Source organism: Orrella dioscoreae, from assembly GCF_900089455.2.
GTDB lineage: Bacteria > Pseudomonadota > Gammaproteobacteria > Burkholderiales > Burkholderiaceae_B > Orrella > Orrella dioscoreae.
The window spans coordinates 2622191-2637114 of the sequence record NZ_LT907988.1; the positions used below are offsets into that span (position 1 = coordinate 2622191).

The 14924-nt window shown below is 68.9% G+C and carries 14 protein-coding genes; 12 read left to right on the top strand and 2 right to left on the bottom strand.

Annotated elements, in window-relative coordinates:
* Window positions 1–30 precede the first annotated feature (30 nt).
* A complete protein-coding gene (gene cadR / locus ODI_RS12295; protein WP_067758883.1) occupies window positions 31–465 on the bottom strand; it encodes a Cd(II)/Pb(II)-responsive transcriptional regulator in 435 nt (144 codons plus the stop codon).
* A gap of 88 nt (window positions 466–553) precedes the next feature.
* Between cadR and ODI_RS12300 the strand changes: the two genes are divergently transcribed.
* Both ODI_RS12300 and ODI_RS12305 read left to right on the top strand, forming a co-directional pair.
* Window positions 554–2839 carry a heavy metal translocating P-type ATPase gene (locus ODI_RS12300; RefSeq protein ID WP_067758880.1) on the top strand — a complete coding sequence of 762 codons (2286 nt, stop codon included), beginning with the start codon at window positions 554–556 and terminating at the stop codon, window positions 2837–2839.
* Between the two features lie 57 nt (window positions 2840–2896).
* The gene (locus ODI_RS12305) at window positions 2897–3466 is read left to right on the top strand and encodes an MgtC/SapB family protein (protein WP_067758877.1); all 570 of its coding nucleotides are present in this window, start codon (window positions 2897–2899) and stop codon (window positions 3464–3466) included.
* 23 nt (window positions 3467–3489) lie between these two features.
* Here ODI_RS12305 and ODI_RS12310 read toward each other — a convergent pair whose 3' ends face one another.
* Window positions 3490–4947 (bottom strand): MFS transporter, encoded by a 1458-nt coding sequence (locus ODI_RS12310; RefSeq protein WP_067758874.1) that lies wholly within the window; start codon window positions 4945–4947, stop codon window positions 3490–3492.
* A gap of 288 nt (window positions 4948–5235) precedes the next feature.
* On the opposite strand from ODI_RS12310, the gene ODI_RS12315 reads away from it, so the two are divergent.
* The 10 genes from ODI_RS12315 (at window position 5236) to ODI_RS12360 (ending at window position 14854) form a co-directional block, all read left to right on the top strand.
* Window positions 5236–6111, top strand: a complete 876-nt coding sequence (locus ODI_RS12315) for a diiron oxygenase (RefSeq protein WP_067758871.1) — start codon at window positions 5236–5238, stop codon at window positions 6109–6111.
* A gap of 103 nt (window positions 6112–6214) precedes the next feature.
* A complete protein-coding gene (locus ODI_RS12320) occupies window positions 6215–7792 on the top strand; it encodes an amino acid adenylation domain-containing protein (RefSeq protein WP_067758867.1) in 1578 nt (525 codons plus the stop codon).
* A 27-nt stretch (window positions 7793–7819) separates the two neighbouring features.
* Window positions 7820–8227 carry a holo-ACP synthase gene (locus ODI_RS12325; protein WP_067758864.1) on the top strand — a complete coding sequence of 136 codons (408 nt, stop codon included), beginning with the start codon at window positions 7820–7822 and terminating at the stop codon, window positions 8225–8227.
* 10 nt (window positions 8228–8237) lie between these two features.
* A complete protein-coding gene (locus ODI_RS12330) occupies window positions 8238–8477 on the top strand; it encodes a phosphopantetheine-binding protein (RefSeq protein WP_082985491.1) in 240 nt (79 codons plus the stop codon).
* Between the two features lie 18 nt (window positions 8478–8495).
* Window positions 8496–9317, top strand: a complete 822-nt coding sequence (locus ODI_RS12335; protein WP_067758861.1) for a class I SAM-dependent methyltransferase — start codon at window positions 8496–8498, stop codon at window positions 9315–9317.
* 19 nt (window positions 9318–9336) lie between these two features.
* The gene (locus ODI_RS12340) at window positions 9337–10296 is read left to right on the top strand and encodes a 3-oxoacyl-[acyl-carrier-protein] synthase III C-terminal domain-containing protein (protein ID WP_067758858.1); all 960 of its coding nucleotides are present in this window, start codon (window positions 9337–9339) and stop codon (window positions 10294–10296) included.
* Complete coding sequence (locus ODI_RS12345; protein ID WP_067758855.1) at window positions 10293–11669, top strand: preATP grasp domain-containing protein; 1377 nt, start codon at window positions 10293–10295, stop codon at window positions 11667–11669. Before ODI_RS12340 ends, ODI_RS12345 begins: the two co-directional genes overlap by 4 nt.
* Before the next feature lie 11 nt (window positions 11670–11680).
* Window positions 11681–13246, top strand: coding sequence for an alanine racemase (locus tag ODI_RS12350; RefSeq protein ID WP_067758852.1), 1566 nt, complete (start codon window positions 11681–11683; stop codon window positions 13244–13246).
* Window positions 13247–13258: 12 nt separating this feature from the next.
* On the top strand, window positions 13259–14071 hold the full coding sequence (locus tag ODI_RS12355) for a hypothetical protein (protein ID WP_067758849.1): 813 nt from the start codon (window positions 13259–13261) through the stop codon (window positions 14069–14071).
* A 42-nt stretch (window positions 14072–14113) separates the two neighbouring features.
* Entirely contained in the window at window positions 14114–14854 is a 741-nt protein-coding gene (locus ODI_RS12360; RefSeq protein WP_067758846.1) for a thioesterase II family protein, read from the top strand.
* Window positions 14855–14924 lie beyond the last annotated feature (70 nt).

The window sequence follows — 14924 nt, forward strand, 5'->3', positions numbered from 1 at the left end:
AGGAGCGTGGCGAACTTGCGGGACGGCACGCTAACCCAGGTGGGTGTGCCGCTCGGGGCGCTCTTCCGCCTGCATGGCCGACAGGCCATGCAGGATGCCACAGTCCTCGGTATCGGGGCGCGCCTGCGCGCAACGCTGGCGCAAGGCCGCCAATTGCGATTTCAGGTCATGGAGTTCGGCGATGCGGGCATCGACGTGGGCGATGTGGGCGTCGAAAAGGTCGTTGATGCGGCCACAGCCGCTGGCGTGGTCGTCCGACAGCGACAGGATGGCGCGGATTTCCTCGTGGCTCATGTCCAGCGCGCGGCAGTTGCGCACCAGCCGCAGTCGTTCGAGGTGCGCCGCGCCATAGCTGCGGTAATTGTTCTCGGCCCGGTCGGGCTCGGGCAACAGCCCTTCCTTCTCGTAGTAGCGGATGGTTTCGACGGTGGTGCCGGCCGCCTGGGCCAGTTCTCCGATGCGCATGCTTGCCTCCTCGGATAGCCGATCTTGGAGCCAGGGATCGTTCCCTGGGGGTTGACCCTATAGTAACTCCAAGGTGTGGAATGACGCCATGGACAGCCAGAAGACCTCCGCCATGACCCCTTCCCACACGCACGATCACGAGCATGGTCACGACCACGATCATGCGCCCGGCGACGCTTGCGGCAGCGCACCCAAGGCTGCAAGCCGTTGCTGCGGCACGGCATCGGCCGCGCCCGCGCCGCGCGACGACACCCTGCCTGCGCCCGCTGCCGGCGAAACGCTCAGCCGCTACCGCATCGCCCAGATGGACTGCCCGACCGAAGAGACGCTGATCCGCGGAGCGCTGAAGTCGCTGGACGGCGTGCGTGCCCTGGCGTTCAACCTGATGCAGCGCCAGTTGAGCGTGGTGCACGCCGATGGCGCCGGCCCCGCCATCGTGGCGGCCATCAAATCGGTGGGCATGGAAGCCGTGCCTGCCGACGGCACCGCCGCGCCGCCGCCCGCCACCGGCAGCGCCATGAGCCGCTGGATGCTGGCGGGCGCCGGCGTCCTCGCCGCGCTATCCGAAGCCGCGCATTTCGCGGACGCTCCCACCTGGCTCATTGCCGCCCTGTCGCTGGCCGCCATCCTGGCTTGCGGCCTGAACACCTATCGCAAGGGCTGGATCGCCGTGCGCAACGGCGAACTGAACATCAACGCCTTGATGAGCATTGCCGTGACTGGCGCGGTGCTGATCGGCCAGTGGCCCGAGGCGGCCATGGTCATGGTGCTCTTCAACGTGGCCGAGCTGATCGAGGCGCGGTCGCTGGACCGCGCACGCAATGCCGTGCGGCAGCTGCTGGACCTGGCGCCGCAGACGGCCACGGTACAGCAGGCGGATGGCACCTGGCGCAAGGTGCCCGCCAGCGCGCTGAACGTCGGCGATCGCGTGCACGTGCAACCCGGCGAGCGCATCGCCGCCGACGGCGAGATCGAGGCCGGCGCCTCGGCCATCGACCAATCCGCCATCACCGGCGAAAGCCTGCCGCTGGAAAAGACCGTGGGCGACGCGGTCTATGCCGCCACCGTCAACACTTACGGCGGCTTTGAATACCGTGTCACCGCGGCGGCGGCCAATACCACGCTGGCGCGCATCATCCATGCCGTCGAATCGGCACAAGGCAGCCGCGCGCCCACGCAGCGCTTCATCGACCGCTTCTCGCGCATCTACACCCCTGCCGTCGTGGCCATCGCCATCGCCATGGCCGTCATCCAGCCGCTGTTCTTCGGCGTGGCCTGGCTGGACGCGCTGTATCGCGCGCTGTCGCTGCTCATCATCGCCTGCCCTTGCGCGCTGGTGATCTCCACGCCCGTCACGGTGGTCAGCGGGCTGACGGCTGCCTCGCGGCGCGGCATCCTGATCAAGGGCGGCGCCTATCTGGAGCAAGGACGGCAACTGCGCTGGCTGGCCCTGGACAAGACCGGCACCCTGACCCACGGCAAGCCCCGCCAGACCGACTTCGCTGCAATGGAAGGCGTGGACGCGGAGCAGGCCCGCCGCATCGCGGCCAGCCTTGCCGCGCGCTCCGACCATCCTGTCTCCAAGGCGCTGGCGGATGCCGCCGATGCGGATGGCCTGAGGCTGCTGGCGGTGGAGGATTTCGCCGCCCTGCCCGGCCGTGGCGTGCGTGGCGTCGTCGACGGCCAGCCGTATGTGTTGGGCAACCGGCGCCTGCTTGCCGAGCAAGGCCTGCTGGATGACGCGCTGTCCACACACCTGGATGCCTGGGAGGCGCAGGGCCGCTCCAGCGTCGCGGTGGCCAGCGCCACCCGCGTGCTGGCGGTGGCGGCCGTGGCCGACACGGTCAAGGAAAGCAGCGTGGCGGCCATCGCCGACCTGCACGGCCTGGGCATCCGGACCCTCATGCTTTCCGGCGACAACCAGGGCGCGGCTTCGGCGATCGCGGCCGAAGTCGGCATCGACGAAGCCCGCGGCGAACTGCTGCCCGAGGACAAGCTGGCCGCGGTCACCCTCAAGCGCGAACAAGGCCGCATCGGCATGGTGGGCGACGGCATCAACGACGCCCCGGCGCTGGCCGCCGCGGACATCGGCTTCGCCATGGGCGCGGCGGGTTCCGGCACGGCCATCGAGACCGCCGACGTCGCCCTGATGGACGACGACCTGCGCAAGATCGGCGTCTTCGTGCGGCTGTCGCGCGCCACGCACAGCGTGCTGGTGCAGAACATCGCGCTGTCGCTGGGCTTGAAGGCGATTTTCATGGTGCTGGCGCTGACGGGCTACGCCACCTTGTGGATGGCGGTGTTCGCCGATGTGGGTGCGAGCCTCATCGTGGTGGCCAACGGCCTGCGGCTCCTGCGCGCCAGGGTTTCCTGATACGCTGCGTTCATCGCCCGACTGGGCCTGCCGGAAGCCCGCCATGGGCCCCTCGCCATGAATGATGCCTGGTCCCTGATCCTGGACACGCTCCAGCAGGAGTTCTCCGACTTCAACGACCTGGGCGATACCGTGCGCATCATCGTGCGCCTGTCCGTGGCCGTGCTGCTGGGCGGCCTGATCGGCTACGAACGGGAAAGCCAGGGCAAGTCGGCGGGCCTGCGCACCCACATGCTGGTGGCGCTGGGCGCGGCGCTCTTCGTGCTGGCCCCCACGCTCAGCGGCATGAACGTCGGCGACCAGAGCCGCGTGTTGCAGGGCATCATCGCCGGCATCGGCTTCCTGGGGGCCGGCGCCATCATCAAGTCACAGGCCCAGGGCCATGAGGTACGCGGCCTGACGACGGCCGCCAGCATCTGGCTGACGGCAGCGGTGGGCATCGCCGCCGGCATGGGCCGCGAGATCCTGGCGATTGCCAGCACGCTGCTGGCGCTCTTCATCCTTGATGTGCTGCATCGCCTGGAACGCCGCATCGCCCGCCGCCAGCGGGAACACGAAACCAGCCAGCAACTGCGCCTGGCCAGCGAAGGCAAGCCACCTGCCTCCGCCGTCGCGCCAGACGACTGACAGACGAGCGGGCGTCGCGGCGCCTAGCGCGTGCCGGGCACAGGCTTGGGCACGCGCAGCGCCCAGGCGAACAGGGCAAGGCTGGCCAGGCCGGCAAGCAGGTTGTAGCGCGTGGCAAACGCCAGCGCCTGGCCGTGGGCGACGGCATCCGCCGAGGGTGACTGCGCCAGCGCCGCGAAGAACAGCACGCCCACCACCGTCACGCCCACGGCGGTGCCCACGGTCTGCAGCGTGCTGATCGTGCCCGATGCCGTGCCGGCCTGCTCGTCCCGCACGCGCCCGAGCAGCAAGTTCAGCGCGAGCGGAATGACGACGCCCTGGCCGAAACCATTGATGACGATGCCCACGACCATCCAATCCAGCGCTTGCGGGGCGCGGGCGCCGACATAGGCCGACAGGGCCAGCCCCGCGACGAAGGCGGCCGAGCCCGCCAGCAAGGCACGCGGGCCGAGCAGGCGTGCCAACCTGGGCCCGCAAAGCGACCCGGCAAAGAAGGCGATGGCCGATGGCGTGAAAACCAGCCCCGCCGCCAGCGGCGCCAGCCCCAGCCCGGCCTGCAGCAGCAGGGTCAGGGACAGGAAGAATGAACTGATGGCCGAATACAGCAGGAACATGGCCGTCACACCCGCCAGGAAACCAGGCTGGCCGAACAAGGTCACGTCGAACATGGGTGCGGCGCCACGGCGCGGCAGCACGGTCTCGTAGCGCCAGAAGGCGGCCAGCAGGCCGGCGCCCACCAGCGGCAAGCCCCAGGACCATGCCGGCCAGCCGGCTTCGCGCCCCAGCATGACGGGCACCAGCACCAGCGCCACGCCCAATGCGCTCAGCACCGCGCCCGGCAGGTCGAGCCGCTTCGTCCCCGCGGGCGCCGCCTGCGGGACGAAAGCCAGCGCGCCCCAGATCGCCAGCAGGCCGATGGGCAGGTTGATCAGGAACACCATGCGCCAGCTCATGCCCGCCGGCGCATGCTCGATGAGCCAGCCCCCCGCGATCTGCGACAGCGATGCGGCGATGCCCTGTACCGCGCCCAGGATGCCGAACGCTTTCCGGCGCTCATCCCCCTGGAACAGCAAGCGCAAGCTGGCCAGCACCTGGGGCATCAGGAGCGCTGCGCCCACCCCCTGCAGGATGCGACTGCCGATCAGCCAGGCGGGCGTCGGGCTCAGCCCGCACAGCAGGGAGGCCAGCGTGAAGATCGCCATGCCCGCCAGGAAGATGTTGCGACGGCCATAGAGGTCTCCCAGCCTGGCGCCATTGAGCAGGCAGATTCCGTAGGCAGCGGCATAGCCCACCAGCACCAGCTGCACCTGGGCGTCGCTGGCGGCCAGGTCGGCGCGCAGGCTGGGAATCGCGACGTTGACGATGAACAGGTCCAGGATCGTCACGAAATTGCCTGTCAGCAGCACCGCCAATGCCAGCCAGCGCCTGTCCCCGCGCACCCGCCCTGCCCCGCCCGCGCGGGTCGTGTCTGAAATGCCCATGCCGCCTCCTTGCCCATGAATAAGCACGATCGTACTGATTCAAGGAAAGGTCGGTCAACGGCTGTGCACGGTGGCGTTGCGTGACATGGCGTGGCGGTGGCGTACCGACGCGGGCTGCCGCCGCCCTATACGAAGGTCGAAAATCTCGGGAGGTTATGTGTCAATGACAGTGCCATCTTATAAAACATCACGATAATTACATCGTCAAAGAATCTAAAATTAAAAGTACGTTCGTATTTATAGTTGCACTCACGCAGTTCGTGACCTTCCCATGCTTGAGAGATTCGCATGCCTGACCTGGAAAAACTGATAAGGCTGTCTAAGGAACGCCAGTACGACGTCTATACGCGTTTCGACTGGCCTGAGCGCGTCGCCGAGGACCGGCTGTGGTGCGACGAGAGCCTGCTGACCACCTACGGCACGGACCTGCACGGCACGCTGAGCGAACAGCAGCTGATCGCCTTGAGCAAGTGGGAAGCCATCAACTTCTACAGCCTCAATGTGCACGGCATCAAGGATGCCCTCGAGTTCGTCTGCCGCAAGATGTACGCCCGGCGCTATGCGGACTACACCGAGTACATGCACATTTTCCTGGCCGAGGAGAACGCGCACATGTGGTTCTTCGCCCGCTTCTGCCAGGACTATGGCGGCAAGATCTACAAGACGCTGGCCTACAAGGAAGACCAGGCGGGCACGCCGCCGCTGCTGGACGACCTGTACATGTTCTCGTCCACGCTGATCTTCGAGGAGTTCGTGGACTACTACAACCGCAAGGTCGGCGAGAACGCCTCGGTGCCGGACATCGTGCGGGAGATCAACCTGCAGCACCACCTGGATGAGTCGCGCCACGTGAAATTCGGCCGCGACATCATCAAGGACGTCCTGACGTCCATCAGGGACGAGGCCGAGGACTGGCCCGAGACCCAGTCGCGCATCGACGCGACGATACGGCGGATATTCCTGCACTTCGTCGGGCTCATGTACAACCCGCACGCCTATGCCGACGCGGGGGTGCATCTCAGTCCGGATGCGCCCTCGGCCGCGCAGACGCGCAACTACCTGCGCAACGCGCCCCAGCGCAGGCCCCACCACGAGCAATGGTTCAAGCGCACCGCGCGCTACTTCGAGAGCATCGGCGCCATCAGCGACAGCAATTTCCTTTGAGGCGGCGCCGTCGGCCGCCTGGCGGCCGCGTGCGCGGCAACCCCTTACCTGCCGGACCGCGCGTGGCGGCTGGCCCACTCCCCAGTCACGAGAGGTATCCATCATGACCCAGCACGCCAGCAATCTCGCGGCCCTGTTCGAACAGACCGCCTCCCTGCATCCGGATCGCGAAGCGATCTTCCTGTCCGGCGGCGCCGTGCGCTATGCGGACCTCGCCCGCAAGGCCCGCTGGCTGGCGCGTACCCTGCACCAGGTCGCCGGCGATGGCGCGCGCATCGCGATCTTCGCCGATCGCAGCCTGGGGAGCTATGTCTCGGTCCTGGCCACGCTGTATGCCGGGGGCACCTATGTCCCCGTCAGCCCGGTGTATCCGGCCGCGCGCAATGCCGCGATCCTGGCGGCGTCCGGTGCCGCCGCCCTGGTCTACCAGCGCTCCAGCGCCGCCGCCCTGCAGGCCCTGCTGGCCGAGCTGCCTGCCGGGGTCACGCCCCTCGAACTGGACAGCCTGGAAGACGCGCCCGAGGAGGACGATGCGCGCCCGGGCTGGCTGCCTCCCGCCCTTGCCGCCGCGCAGGCTGGCACCCCGCCCGCCAAACCGGCCTACATCCTCTTCACCTCGGGCAGCACGGGCCGCCCCAAGGGCGTGCCGATCAGCCATGCCAGCGTGCTGCACTACCTGACGGTGCTGGGCGAGCAATTCGACTTCCAGGCAACGGACCGCCACACGCAGAACTTCGAACTCACGTTCGACCTGTCGGTGTTCGACCTCTTCGTTCCCTGGCGGCATGGCGGCGCATTCTGCGTGCCGTCGGCGCTGGATGCCGCCACGCCGTATCAATACCTCAAGCGCCATGGCATCACGGTCTGGTTCTCGGTGCCCTCGGCAGTGCAGATCCTGCAGCGCAACAGGCTGCTGAAGCCCGGCAGCTTCCCCACGCTGCGCATCAGCCTGTTCTGCGGCGAGGCCCTGACCTGGGACGCCGCCCACGCCTGGGCGCAAGCTGCGCCGCAATCCGTGATCGCGAACCTGTACGGCCCGACCGAACTCACGATCAGCTGCTTCACCTACCGCCTGCCCTCCCCCCTGCCGGCTGCGCCCACGGGCAGGCCCATCGTGCCGATCGGCCAGGTGCATGCGGGCCACGTCCACCTGGTGCTGCAGGAGGACGGCACGCCCGCCGGGCCGGGCCAGGAGGGCGAACTGTGCATTGCCGGTCCGCAGCAGTTCCCGGGCTATCTCGATGATCCGGCCAAGAGCGAGGCGGCCCATGTCCTGAAGGCCGGCGCCGACGGTGCCTGGCGCGTCTATTACCGCACCGGCGACCTCGTGAGCGAAGACGAGACGGGGATCGTGCACTACCTGGGACGGCTCGACCATCAGGTCAAGGTCAACGGCTATCGCGTGGAACTCGAGGAGATCGAGCGTGCGATCCGCAGGCTGCCGGGCTCGCCCAATGCCGTCGTGCGCTACACGCGCAATCCCGTCAGCACCGACCAGCAGCGCAAGCTCGTCGCGTTCCTGACCGGCGAACCCCGGGACGACCGGGAGGTCCTGCGCGAGCTGGCGCGGACCCTGCCCCACTACATGCTGCCCGACGTCATCGTCTGGGCCGGCGAGACCTTCCCGCTCAACGGCAACGGCAAGGTGGACGTGAACAGCCTGCTCGCGACCGTCGCCTGAACGCCCGCGGCCACCAGGAAGATTCGCATGTACCCACGTATCGGCGTCGACCTCGTCAGTGTCTCCCGCGTCAAGGACATGATCGCCACCGCGTTCGGCAGCACGGTCGCGCGCATGCTGCGTCCCGACGAAATCCAGGCCTGCCGGCGCGCCGGCCAGCTGGATGCAGTGTCGGTGGCCGGCCGTCTTGCCATCAAGGAGGCGGTCTTCAAGACATTCCAGAGCCGCGGCCATCCGCTGCCCTGGCGTGACATCCACGTTCAGGGACGGCACGGCGAAGCCCCGTGCGTGGCGCTCTTTGGGCGGGCGCGCCGCCTTGCCAGCGCGGCCTGCATCGGCGAGGACATCACCGTCAGCCTGACCCATGAGCACGACTATGCCGTGGCCGTGGCGTTCTGCCTGGCAGGCCCTTCCGTTTTCCCCACCCCTCCCTGAAGGACGATTCATGACGACAGTGCACACCCAAGGCATCGAGCAGCTCAGGCATTGGCTCGAATCCCGCAACAAGGAAGGCGTCGAGATCACGGACGACCTGGACCTGATCGAGGCCAGGCTGGTCGATTCCCTCTCTTTCGTCGAGTTCATCTACATCATCAGCGAAGCGAGCGGCCAGGAGGTCGATCCCGAGAACCTCGACCTCGAAAAGCTGAAGACGCTGCGCGCCATCGCGCAGACCTATTTCTGAGCGGCAAGGAGCATCGACATGGAGAAAGTCTCTTACACGGCCCAATGGACCGCGGCCGCCCGGGCCCTGGAGTCCGAGCGGGGCGACGGCGCGCGTTTCCGTGATGACTATGCCCGCCTGCTGGCCGGCGAAAAGGGGTTCGAGCTGCTGTCGCGCTATGACGGCACGGCCGTGGCCGAGTACGTCGCCTTGCGCACGCGCTTCGTCGACGACGCGATCCTGGCCATCCTTGCCAGGGAGCCCATCGAGCAGGTGGTGCTGGTGGCCAGCGGCATGGACACGCGCGCCTACCGCCTGGCGTGGCCCGAGGGCGCCACGCTCTATGAAGTCGATCACGTGGACCTGTTCACCTTCAAGAACCAGGCCTTGCAGGCCCACTCGGCCAAACGGCTGATCCCGACCGTGGACGTGGGCGCCGATCTTGCCGGCGACTGGGTGCCCAGGCTGAAGGCCGCCGGCTTCGACGCCGCGCGGCCCACGCTGTGGGTGGCCGAAGGCCTCTTCTTCTTCCTGACCGAGCAGCAGGCGGCCACCCTGTTGCGCGTGCTGGCCGAGCAATCCACGCCGGGCAGCCAGCTCGTCACGGACATGATCAGCCGCTCCCTGCTGGTGCATCCCATCACGCAATCCTTTCTCAAGACCCTGCGCGGCGACGGGACGCCCTGGCAATTCGGCACCGACGACCCCGAGGCGTTCCTGCGCGACAACGGCTGGCAGGCCACGCGCGTGGCGCAGCCGGGCGAACCCGGCGCGGGCGAAGGATACTGGCCCTATCCCCCCGCCGAGCGCGCCTTGCGAGGCGTGCCCCGCAATTGGCTGATCACGGCGCAACGGGCGTGACGCGGCACGGGGAACAGCCATGAGCACCGTCACCATCGAACGCGTGGAGAGCCACCTGGCCGGCGAGCCGATCAAGATCGACGCGGTGGCCGGCCGCCTGGGCCTGCGTCCCACCGAGATCGCGGTGTTCCGCAAGATCTACGGCCTGGACGCGCTGCATTTCGACCCGGACCAGGACATCCACGATCTCGTGCTGCCCGCGCCGCGGCGCCTGCTGGCGGCGCTGGACGCAGCCACGCGGGCCAGCATCCGCTACGTGATCTATGCCCACACCATGCAGACCGTGGCGCCTCCCGATGTGGATCTGGCGCGCCAGATCCGTGACCGGCTGGGCCTGTTCCACGCCGAAGCGTTCGCGCTGGGACAGCAGGCATGTGTCAGCAGCCTGGGCGCGGTCGACCTGGCCGGCAAGCTGCTTGCCGCGGAGGGATCGCCCGGCCAGCACGCGCTCATCGTCACGGGCGAGCAGGCCTACAGCAGCCAGATCCAGCTGATTCCCCACAGCGCCATCATGGCCGAGGCAGGCGCGGCCTGCCTCGTCTCCCGGGATGGCGTGGGCGACGTGGTGCGTGCCTTCGCCGTGCATACCCACGGCGGCTACGCGGCCGGCCTGCTGCTGGACGAGGACGGCATCCGGGGGTTTGGCGCGGCCTATCCGGAAGCGCTGGCCAGCGTCATCCGCCAGGCCGTCGACGAAGCGGGGCTGTCGCTCGACGAGATCGCGCTGGTCATTCCGCACAACGTCAACGCCATCAGCTGGAAGCAGGTCATCAAGACGATCGGCCTGCCCCCCGAATGCTTCTTCCTCGACAACATCGCGCGCACCAGCCATTGCTACGCCTCGGACGCCTTCGTGAACTACACCACGCTGCGCGACGCCGGCAGGCTCGCGCCGGGGCGGCATTACGTCGTGGCGTCCGTCGGCCTGGGCGCGACCTTCGGCGCCATGGTGCTGACCCATGGAGGCACGGCGCCATGACCCGATCCCCCGCTTCCCGCATCGCCGCGCTGCGCCGCGCGCTCACGGGCGACAGCCAGGCGCGCCTGGTCTGGCTCTGCAATTTCGAGGTCGAGCGCGACTGGGCCGTGGGCCACACCGGCATCCCCGGCCAGGGACTCGCGCAAAGCTCAGCGGTGGTGCGGCGCCTGCAGGAACAGGGTTTCCTGCTGGCCGAGCCCGGCGACGTCGTCATCACCAGCGTGCCGGCCGACGCCGGCTTCCTGGACTACCTGGCGCGCGCGGGCCTGCCGGTGGCGAAGGAACTGGTGGTGCCCGATCCTGACGGGCTCGGGCCCGTCGCCAGCATCCTGCAATCGCCGGCCGCGCTGGCCAGCCTGCGCGCGCTTGCGCAGGCCGGACTGCACCTTGCCCCGATGGGGGTCTCCGACGGGATCGAGGCGCTGGCACAGGCCACCGGCCTGCCGCTGGCCGGCCCGCCGGCCCAGGTTTGCGTGCGGGTCAACAGCAAGCAATACAGCCGGGACCTGGCACACAGACTGGGGTTGCGCGAGATTCCCGGCGTCAATTGCCACACCGTGGACGAGTTGGCGCACGCCATCCTGCACGGCGGCGCCGGACCGTTCCCGCTGATCGTCAAGGATGCCTACGGCGTGTCCGGCCGTGGCCTGCTGGTCCTGCGCGATCCCGCCGCGGCGCGCGCGCTGCAGGCCATGGTGGCTCGCCGCGCCGAGCGCACGGGCAATGGCACCGTGCACCTGCTGGTCGAACGGTTCCTGGACAAGCAGGCCGACCTGACCTATCAGGTCACCATCGCGCGTAACGGCTCGGTCAGTTTCGACTTCGTCAAGCGGGCCCTGATCCACCATGGCGCGCCGCAAGGCCACCTCATTCCAGCCGGACTGACAAGCGCCCAGCACCGGGATATCGAATCCGCGGCGCTCAAGCTGGGCGCGGCCCTCCATGCCGATGGCTATTTCGGCGTGGCCGGCATGGATGCGCTGATCGACGCGCAGGGGCGCGTCCGCCCAGTGGTGGAGATCAATGCGCGCCTGAACCTGTCCAGCTACCAGGAGCGCGCCCTGCAGCGTTTCCTGGCGCCGGATGGCCAGGCTGTCGGCCGCCAGCTTGCGGTCCCCGCCGGGAACGCACCGCTGTCGTTCGCGCACCTGCTCGACGTGCTGGGCCCCTTGGGCCGCCTGCCGGAGAACGGCGCGGGACTGTTCATCACCTGCTTTGGCACCGCCAATGCCGGCGGCGATGCGCCAGGCACGCGGGCCGGCCGGCTGTACACCCTGTTCTTCGGCCGCGATCCGGCGGCCCTGGACGCGCTGCAGGACGCCGTCGCCCGCGCGCTGTCGGACCTGCGCGTGCCGCAACCCGCCCTGCATTGAAGGAGACGCACATGGACCTCACGCTTGCGCCCGGCCAACGGCAGGCCTACCTGGCCCTGGTCGAACAGTACGGCACGCCGCTCTACGTGTACGACGGCGACGCCATCGCGGCCCGCTATCGCCAGCTGCGGGCGGGCCTGCCGCCCGAGGTCGAGATCTACTACTCCTTGAAGGCCAACCCGAACGTCAGCGTGTGCGCGCTGCTGGGCCGGGAGGGCGCGGGCGCCGAGGTCTCGTCGCTGGCCGAGCTGGAAACGGCACGCTGGGCGGGCGTGGCCGCAAGGGACACCATCTTCCTCGGCCCAGGCAAGAGCGACGAGGAGTTGCGGGCCTGCGTGGCGTCGCGGCCCCTGGCGGTCATCGTCGAGTCGCTGCAGGAACTGGCCGCGCTGGAACGGCATGCCGCGGCGGCCCGCCAGCCGCTGGACATCCTGCTGCGGGTCAACCCGGCCGCCAGCGCCCGGCATCGCGGCCTGTCCATGGGCGGCAAGCCCAGGCAATTCGGCATCGACGAAGAGACCGTGCTGGCCAGCGCCGCCACCTTGCGCGCCTTGCAATGGCTGCGCCCGCGCGGCCTGCACGTGTTCTTCGGCACCCGTTTCCTGGACTACACCGAGATCGTCGCCAATACGCAGCGGGTGTTCGAACTGGTGCATGCCTACGAGGCCGCCACCGGGCTGGCCGCCGACATCGTGGGCATCGGCGGCGGCTTCGGCGTGGCCTATTACGACAACGAGACCGACCTGGACATCCGGGCGCTGCTGCCCGCGTTGTCGGACACCGTCAGGCACTTCCTGGCTGGCCGGGGCGCCACCCGCATCATCACCGAGCAGGGGCGCTACCTGACCGCCGAAAGCGGCGCGTTCCTGACCCGGGTGCGCTATGCGAAACCCTCGCGCGGGCAGGTGTACGCGGTCGTCGACGGCGGCACCAACCACCACCTGAGCGCCGTGGGTGTCGGCAACGTGCTGAAGAGGGATTTTCCGCTGGTGTCGCTGGCGCCGGCGGGCGACCGTGCCACGGTGCCCGTCACGGTTGCCGGCCCCTTGTGCACGCCCAGCGACGTGCTGGCCAGGAAGGTCCCCCTTCCCGATCCCGAACCTGGCGACCTCCTGGCCGTGCTGCGATCAGGCGCCTACGGCCCGTCCGCCTCGCCCGGCCTTTTCCTCGGCCACGGCTTCCCGGCGGAGGTCCTGCTGCGCAACGGCGACTCGCACCTGGTGCGCCGCCGCGACACGCCGCGGGACGTGCTCGCGCCGCAGCGGCTGGCGACCCCGTTTGCTTCCCTTCCTTCCTTACCTGACGAGGCTTCCATGACCCGATCCACCATCGTGCACACCCTAGGCGCCGTCATCTCGCGCGTCACCGGCCAGGAGACAGGCGAGGTCTCGGAGCGCACCCGCGTCTTCGACGACCTGAACCTGGACTCCATCTCCATCCTCGAAGTCCTCGTGGCGCTGGAGAGCGAATTCGGCATCGATGTCGACCCCGACGCGCTCACCGCGCAGGACCTGGAAACGCTGGGTGCCGTCGCCAACTACGTCGAGGCGCGCCTGCCCGAAACGCAGCGCGGCTGAAAGGAGCCCGTCATGCAGATCGTCCATGCCCGACACGTGCGCCTGCCCGCCCGTCCACGACCGGACTGGCTGGGCGTCAACCAATCGCTTTACCAGGACCTGCTGGGCCGTCACGGCCGCCAGGTGGATGAAACGCTGCTTGCGCGCGGCAGCTTCCACACCCACCAGGACCTGGCGGACGCGCTGCTGGCCGAGGCCTTGCCCCGCCAGCCGCAACTCATCCTGGTGGCCCAGGCCCTGCCCGACCTGCTGCCCTTCACGGCGGTCGCGCCCTACATCGACCACCTGCTGCATGGCAACGGCACGCAGACGCTCTGCCTGGGCGTGTCGCAGACAGGCATCGCCGCGCCCTTCGTGGCCTTGCGGATCGCCGCGGCCTACGCCGGACAGTCGCCTTATCGCGACGCCGCGATCTTCATCCTGGAACAGGCCACCCTGCCCGCCTCGCGCCCCGGCGTCGATGCCGGCAACCTCGCGGATACCGGCGTGCTGCTGCTGACCGGCAGCGGCGGTGGCGGACGGCATCTGCCCTTGCACGTGCGCCGCGCGCCGGATGCCGCCACGCTGGAAAGCCTGGTGCGCGAGATCCTGGCGCAAGCGCCCGGCGACGCGCCCGAACACGTGATCCTGGGGCATGCCTTGCCCTGGGAAGGGCTGGGCGTGCCGGTGACACGGGCGCGTCCAGACCAATACACCACGGGTGTGTGGAGCGCGCTGGCGGCGCTGGATCCGCCGGTGCGACGCGTGCTCGTGGCCGACGCGGACCCCGGCTCGGGAGACTATCACCTGGCCGTGCTGGCCTCGCCGGCCACGGCCGCCCACTGATCCATTGATGCCTGCCCTTACCCCGTCTTTCGCGAGGACGCGATGACAGACCCTGCCCTGCTCGCCAGCCGCTCCCTGAGACCGGCAGGCTTCCACGCGTCCGCCGCCGGCGCCCTTGTCTTCTTTCCCCACGCGGGCGCTGCGGCCGCCAGCGGCAGGCGCCTGCTCGAACATCTGGACGGGACCCTGGCGGGCCTGGCCGTCCAGTATCCCGGCAAGGGCGACCGCAAGCAGGAAGCCGAGCCTCACGCCATCGAGGACCTCGCCGCCGACATCGTGGAGGACCTGGCGCAGGCGGGCCTGCTGGCGGGGCCACCCCTGACCCTCTACGGACACAGCATGGGCGCGGCGGTGGCCTTCGAAGCCGCGCTGCAGCTGGAGGCCGTCGGGCACGTCCCCCGGCTCGTGTGCGTCTCGGGCAGGCGGGCGCCCTCGGTCTCGCTGGGCTTCACCCTTCCGCTGAGCGACGCGGTGATCCTGCGCAACATCGAGGCCGGCGCGGGGGTGCCGGCAGAGGTCCTGCGCAGCCCCAAGTTCCGCGACGCCCTGATCGCGGGGGTGCGCAACGACTACACGATGAACGTGGCCTACCACCGGCCACCCGACGCCGCCCTGCGCGCGCCGTTGCGCTTCCTGCTGTCGGATGCCGATCCCTATGTCGACGAAGCGGCGGCATTGGCCTGGCGCGCCCACGCCGCCGGCGCCTTCGACCTGCTGCACTTCCAGGGCGGGCATTTCTTCATCGACCAGAACCTGGATGCCGTCGCGCGGGCCTTGCGTTAGGGGCGTCGGCGCGTGCGGGCCGGCAATGTTTTTATTCCAAAACAATACATAAACAATCGTGCGTATAGAT

Bases quoted from the DNA above. Each gene is read 5' to 3' on its own strand.
- cadR (WP_067758883.1), bottom strand. From the start codon at position 465: ATGCGCATCGGAGAACTGGCCCAGGCGGCCGGCACCACCGTCGAAACC.
- ODI_RS12300 (WP_067758880.1), top strand. From the start codon at position 554: ATGGACAGCCAGAAGACCTCCGCCATGACCCCTTCCCACACGCACGAT.
- ODI_RS12305 (WP_067758877.1), top strand. From the start codon at position 2,897: ATGAATGATGCCTGGTCCCTGATCCTGGACACGCTCCAGCAGGAGTTC.
- ODI_RS12310 (WP_067758874.1), bottom strand. From the start codon at position 4,947: ATGGGCATTTCAGACACGACCCGCGCGGGCGGGGCAGGGCGGGTGCGC.
- ODI_RS12315 (WP_067758871.1), top strand. From the start codon at position 5,236: ATGCCTGACCTGGAAAAACTGATAAGGCTGTCTAAGGAACGCCAGTAC.
- ODI_RS12320 (WP_067758867.1), top strand. From the start codon at position 6,215: ATGACCCAGCACGCCAGCAATCTCGCGGCCCTGTTCGAACAGACCGCC.
- ODI_RS12325 (WP_067758864.1), top strand. From the start codon at position 7,820: ATGTACCCACGTATCGGCGTCGACCTCGTCAGTGTCTCCCGCGTCAAG.
- ODI_RS12330 (WP_082985491.1), top strand. From the start codon at position 8,238: ATGACGACAGTGCACACCCAAGGCATCGAGCAGCTCAGGCATTGGCTC.
- ODI_RS12335 (WP_067758861.1), top strand. From the start codon at position 8,496: ATGGAGAAAGTCTCTTACACGGCCCAATGGACCGCGGCCGCCCGGGCC.
- ODI_RS12340 (WP_067758858.1), top strand. From the start codon at position 9,337: ATGAGCACCGTCACCATCGAACGCGTGGAGAGCCACCTGGCCGGCGAG.
- ODI_RS12345 (WP_067758855.1), top strand. From the start codon at position 10,293: ATGACCCGATCCCCCGCTTCCCGCATCGCCGCGCTGCGCCGCGCGCTC.
- ODI_RS12350 (WP_067758852.1), top strand. From the start codon at position 11,681: ATGGACCTCACGCTTGCGCCCGGCCAACGGCAGGCCTACCTGGCCCTG.
- ODI_RS12355 (WP_067758849.1), top strand. From the start codon at position 13,259: ATGCAGATCGTCCATGCCCGACACGTGCGCCTGCCCGCCCGTCCACGA.
- ODI_RS12360 (WP_067758846.1), top strand. From the start codon at position 14,114: ATGACAGACCCTGCCCTGCTCGCCAGCCGCTCCCTGAGACCGGCAGGC.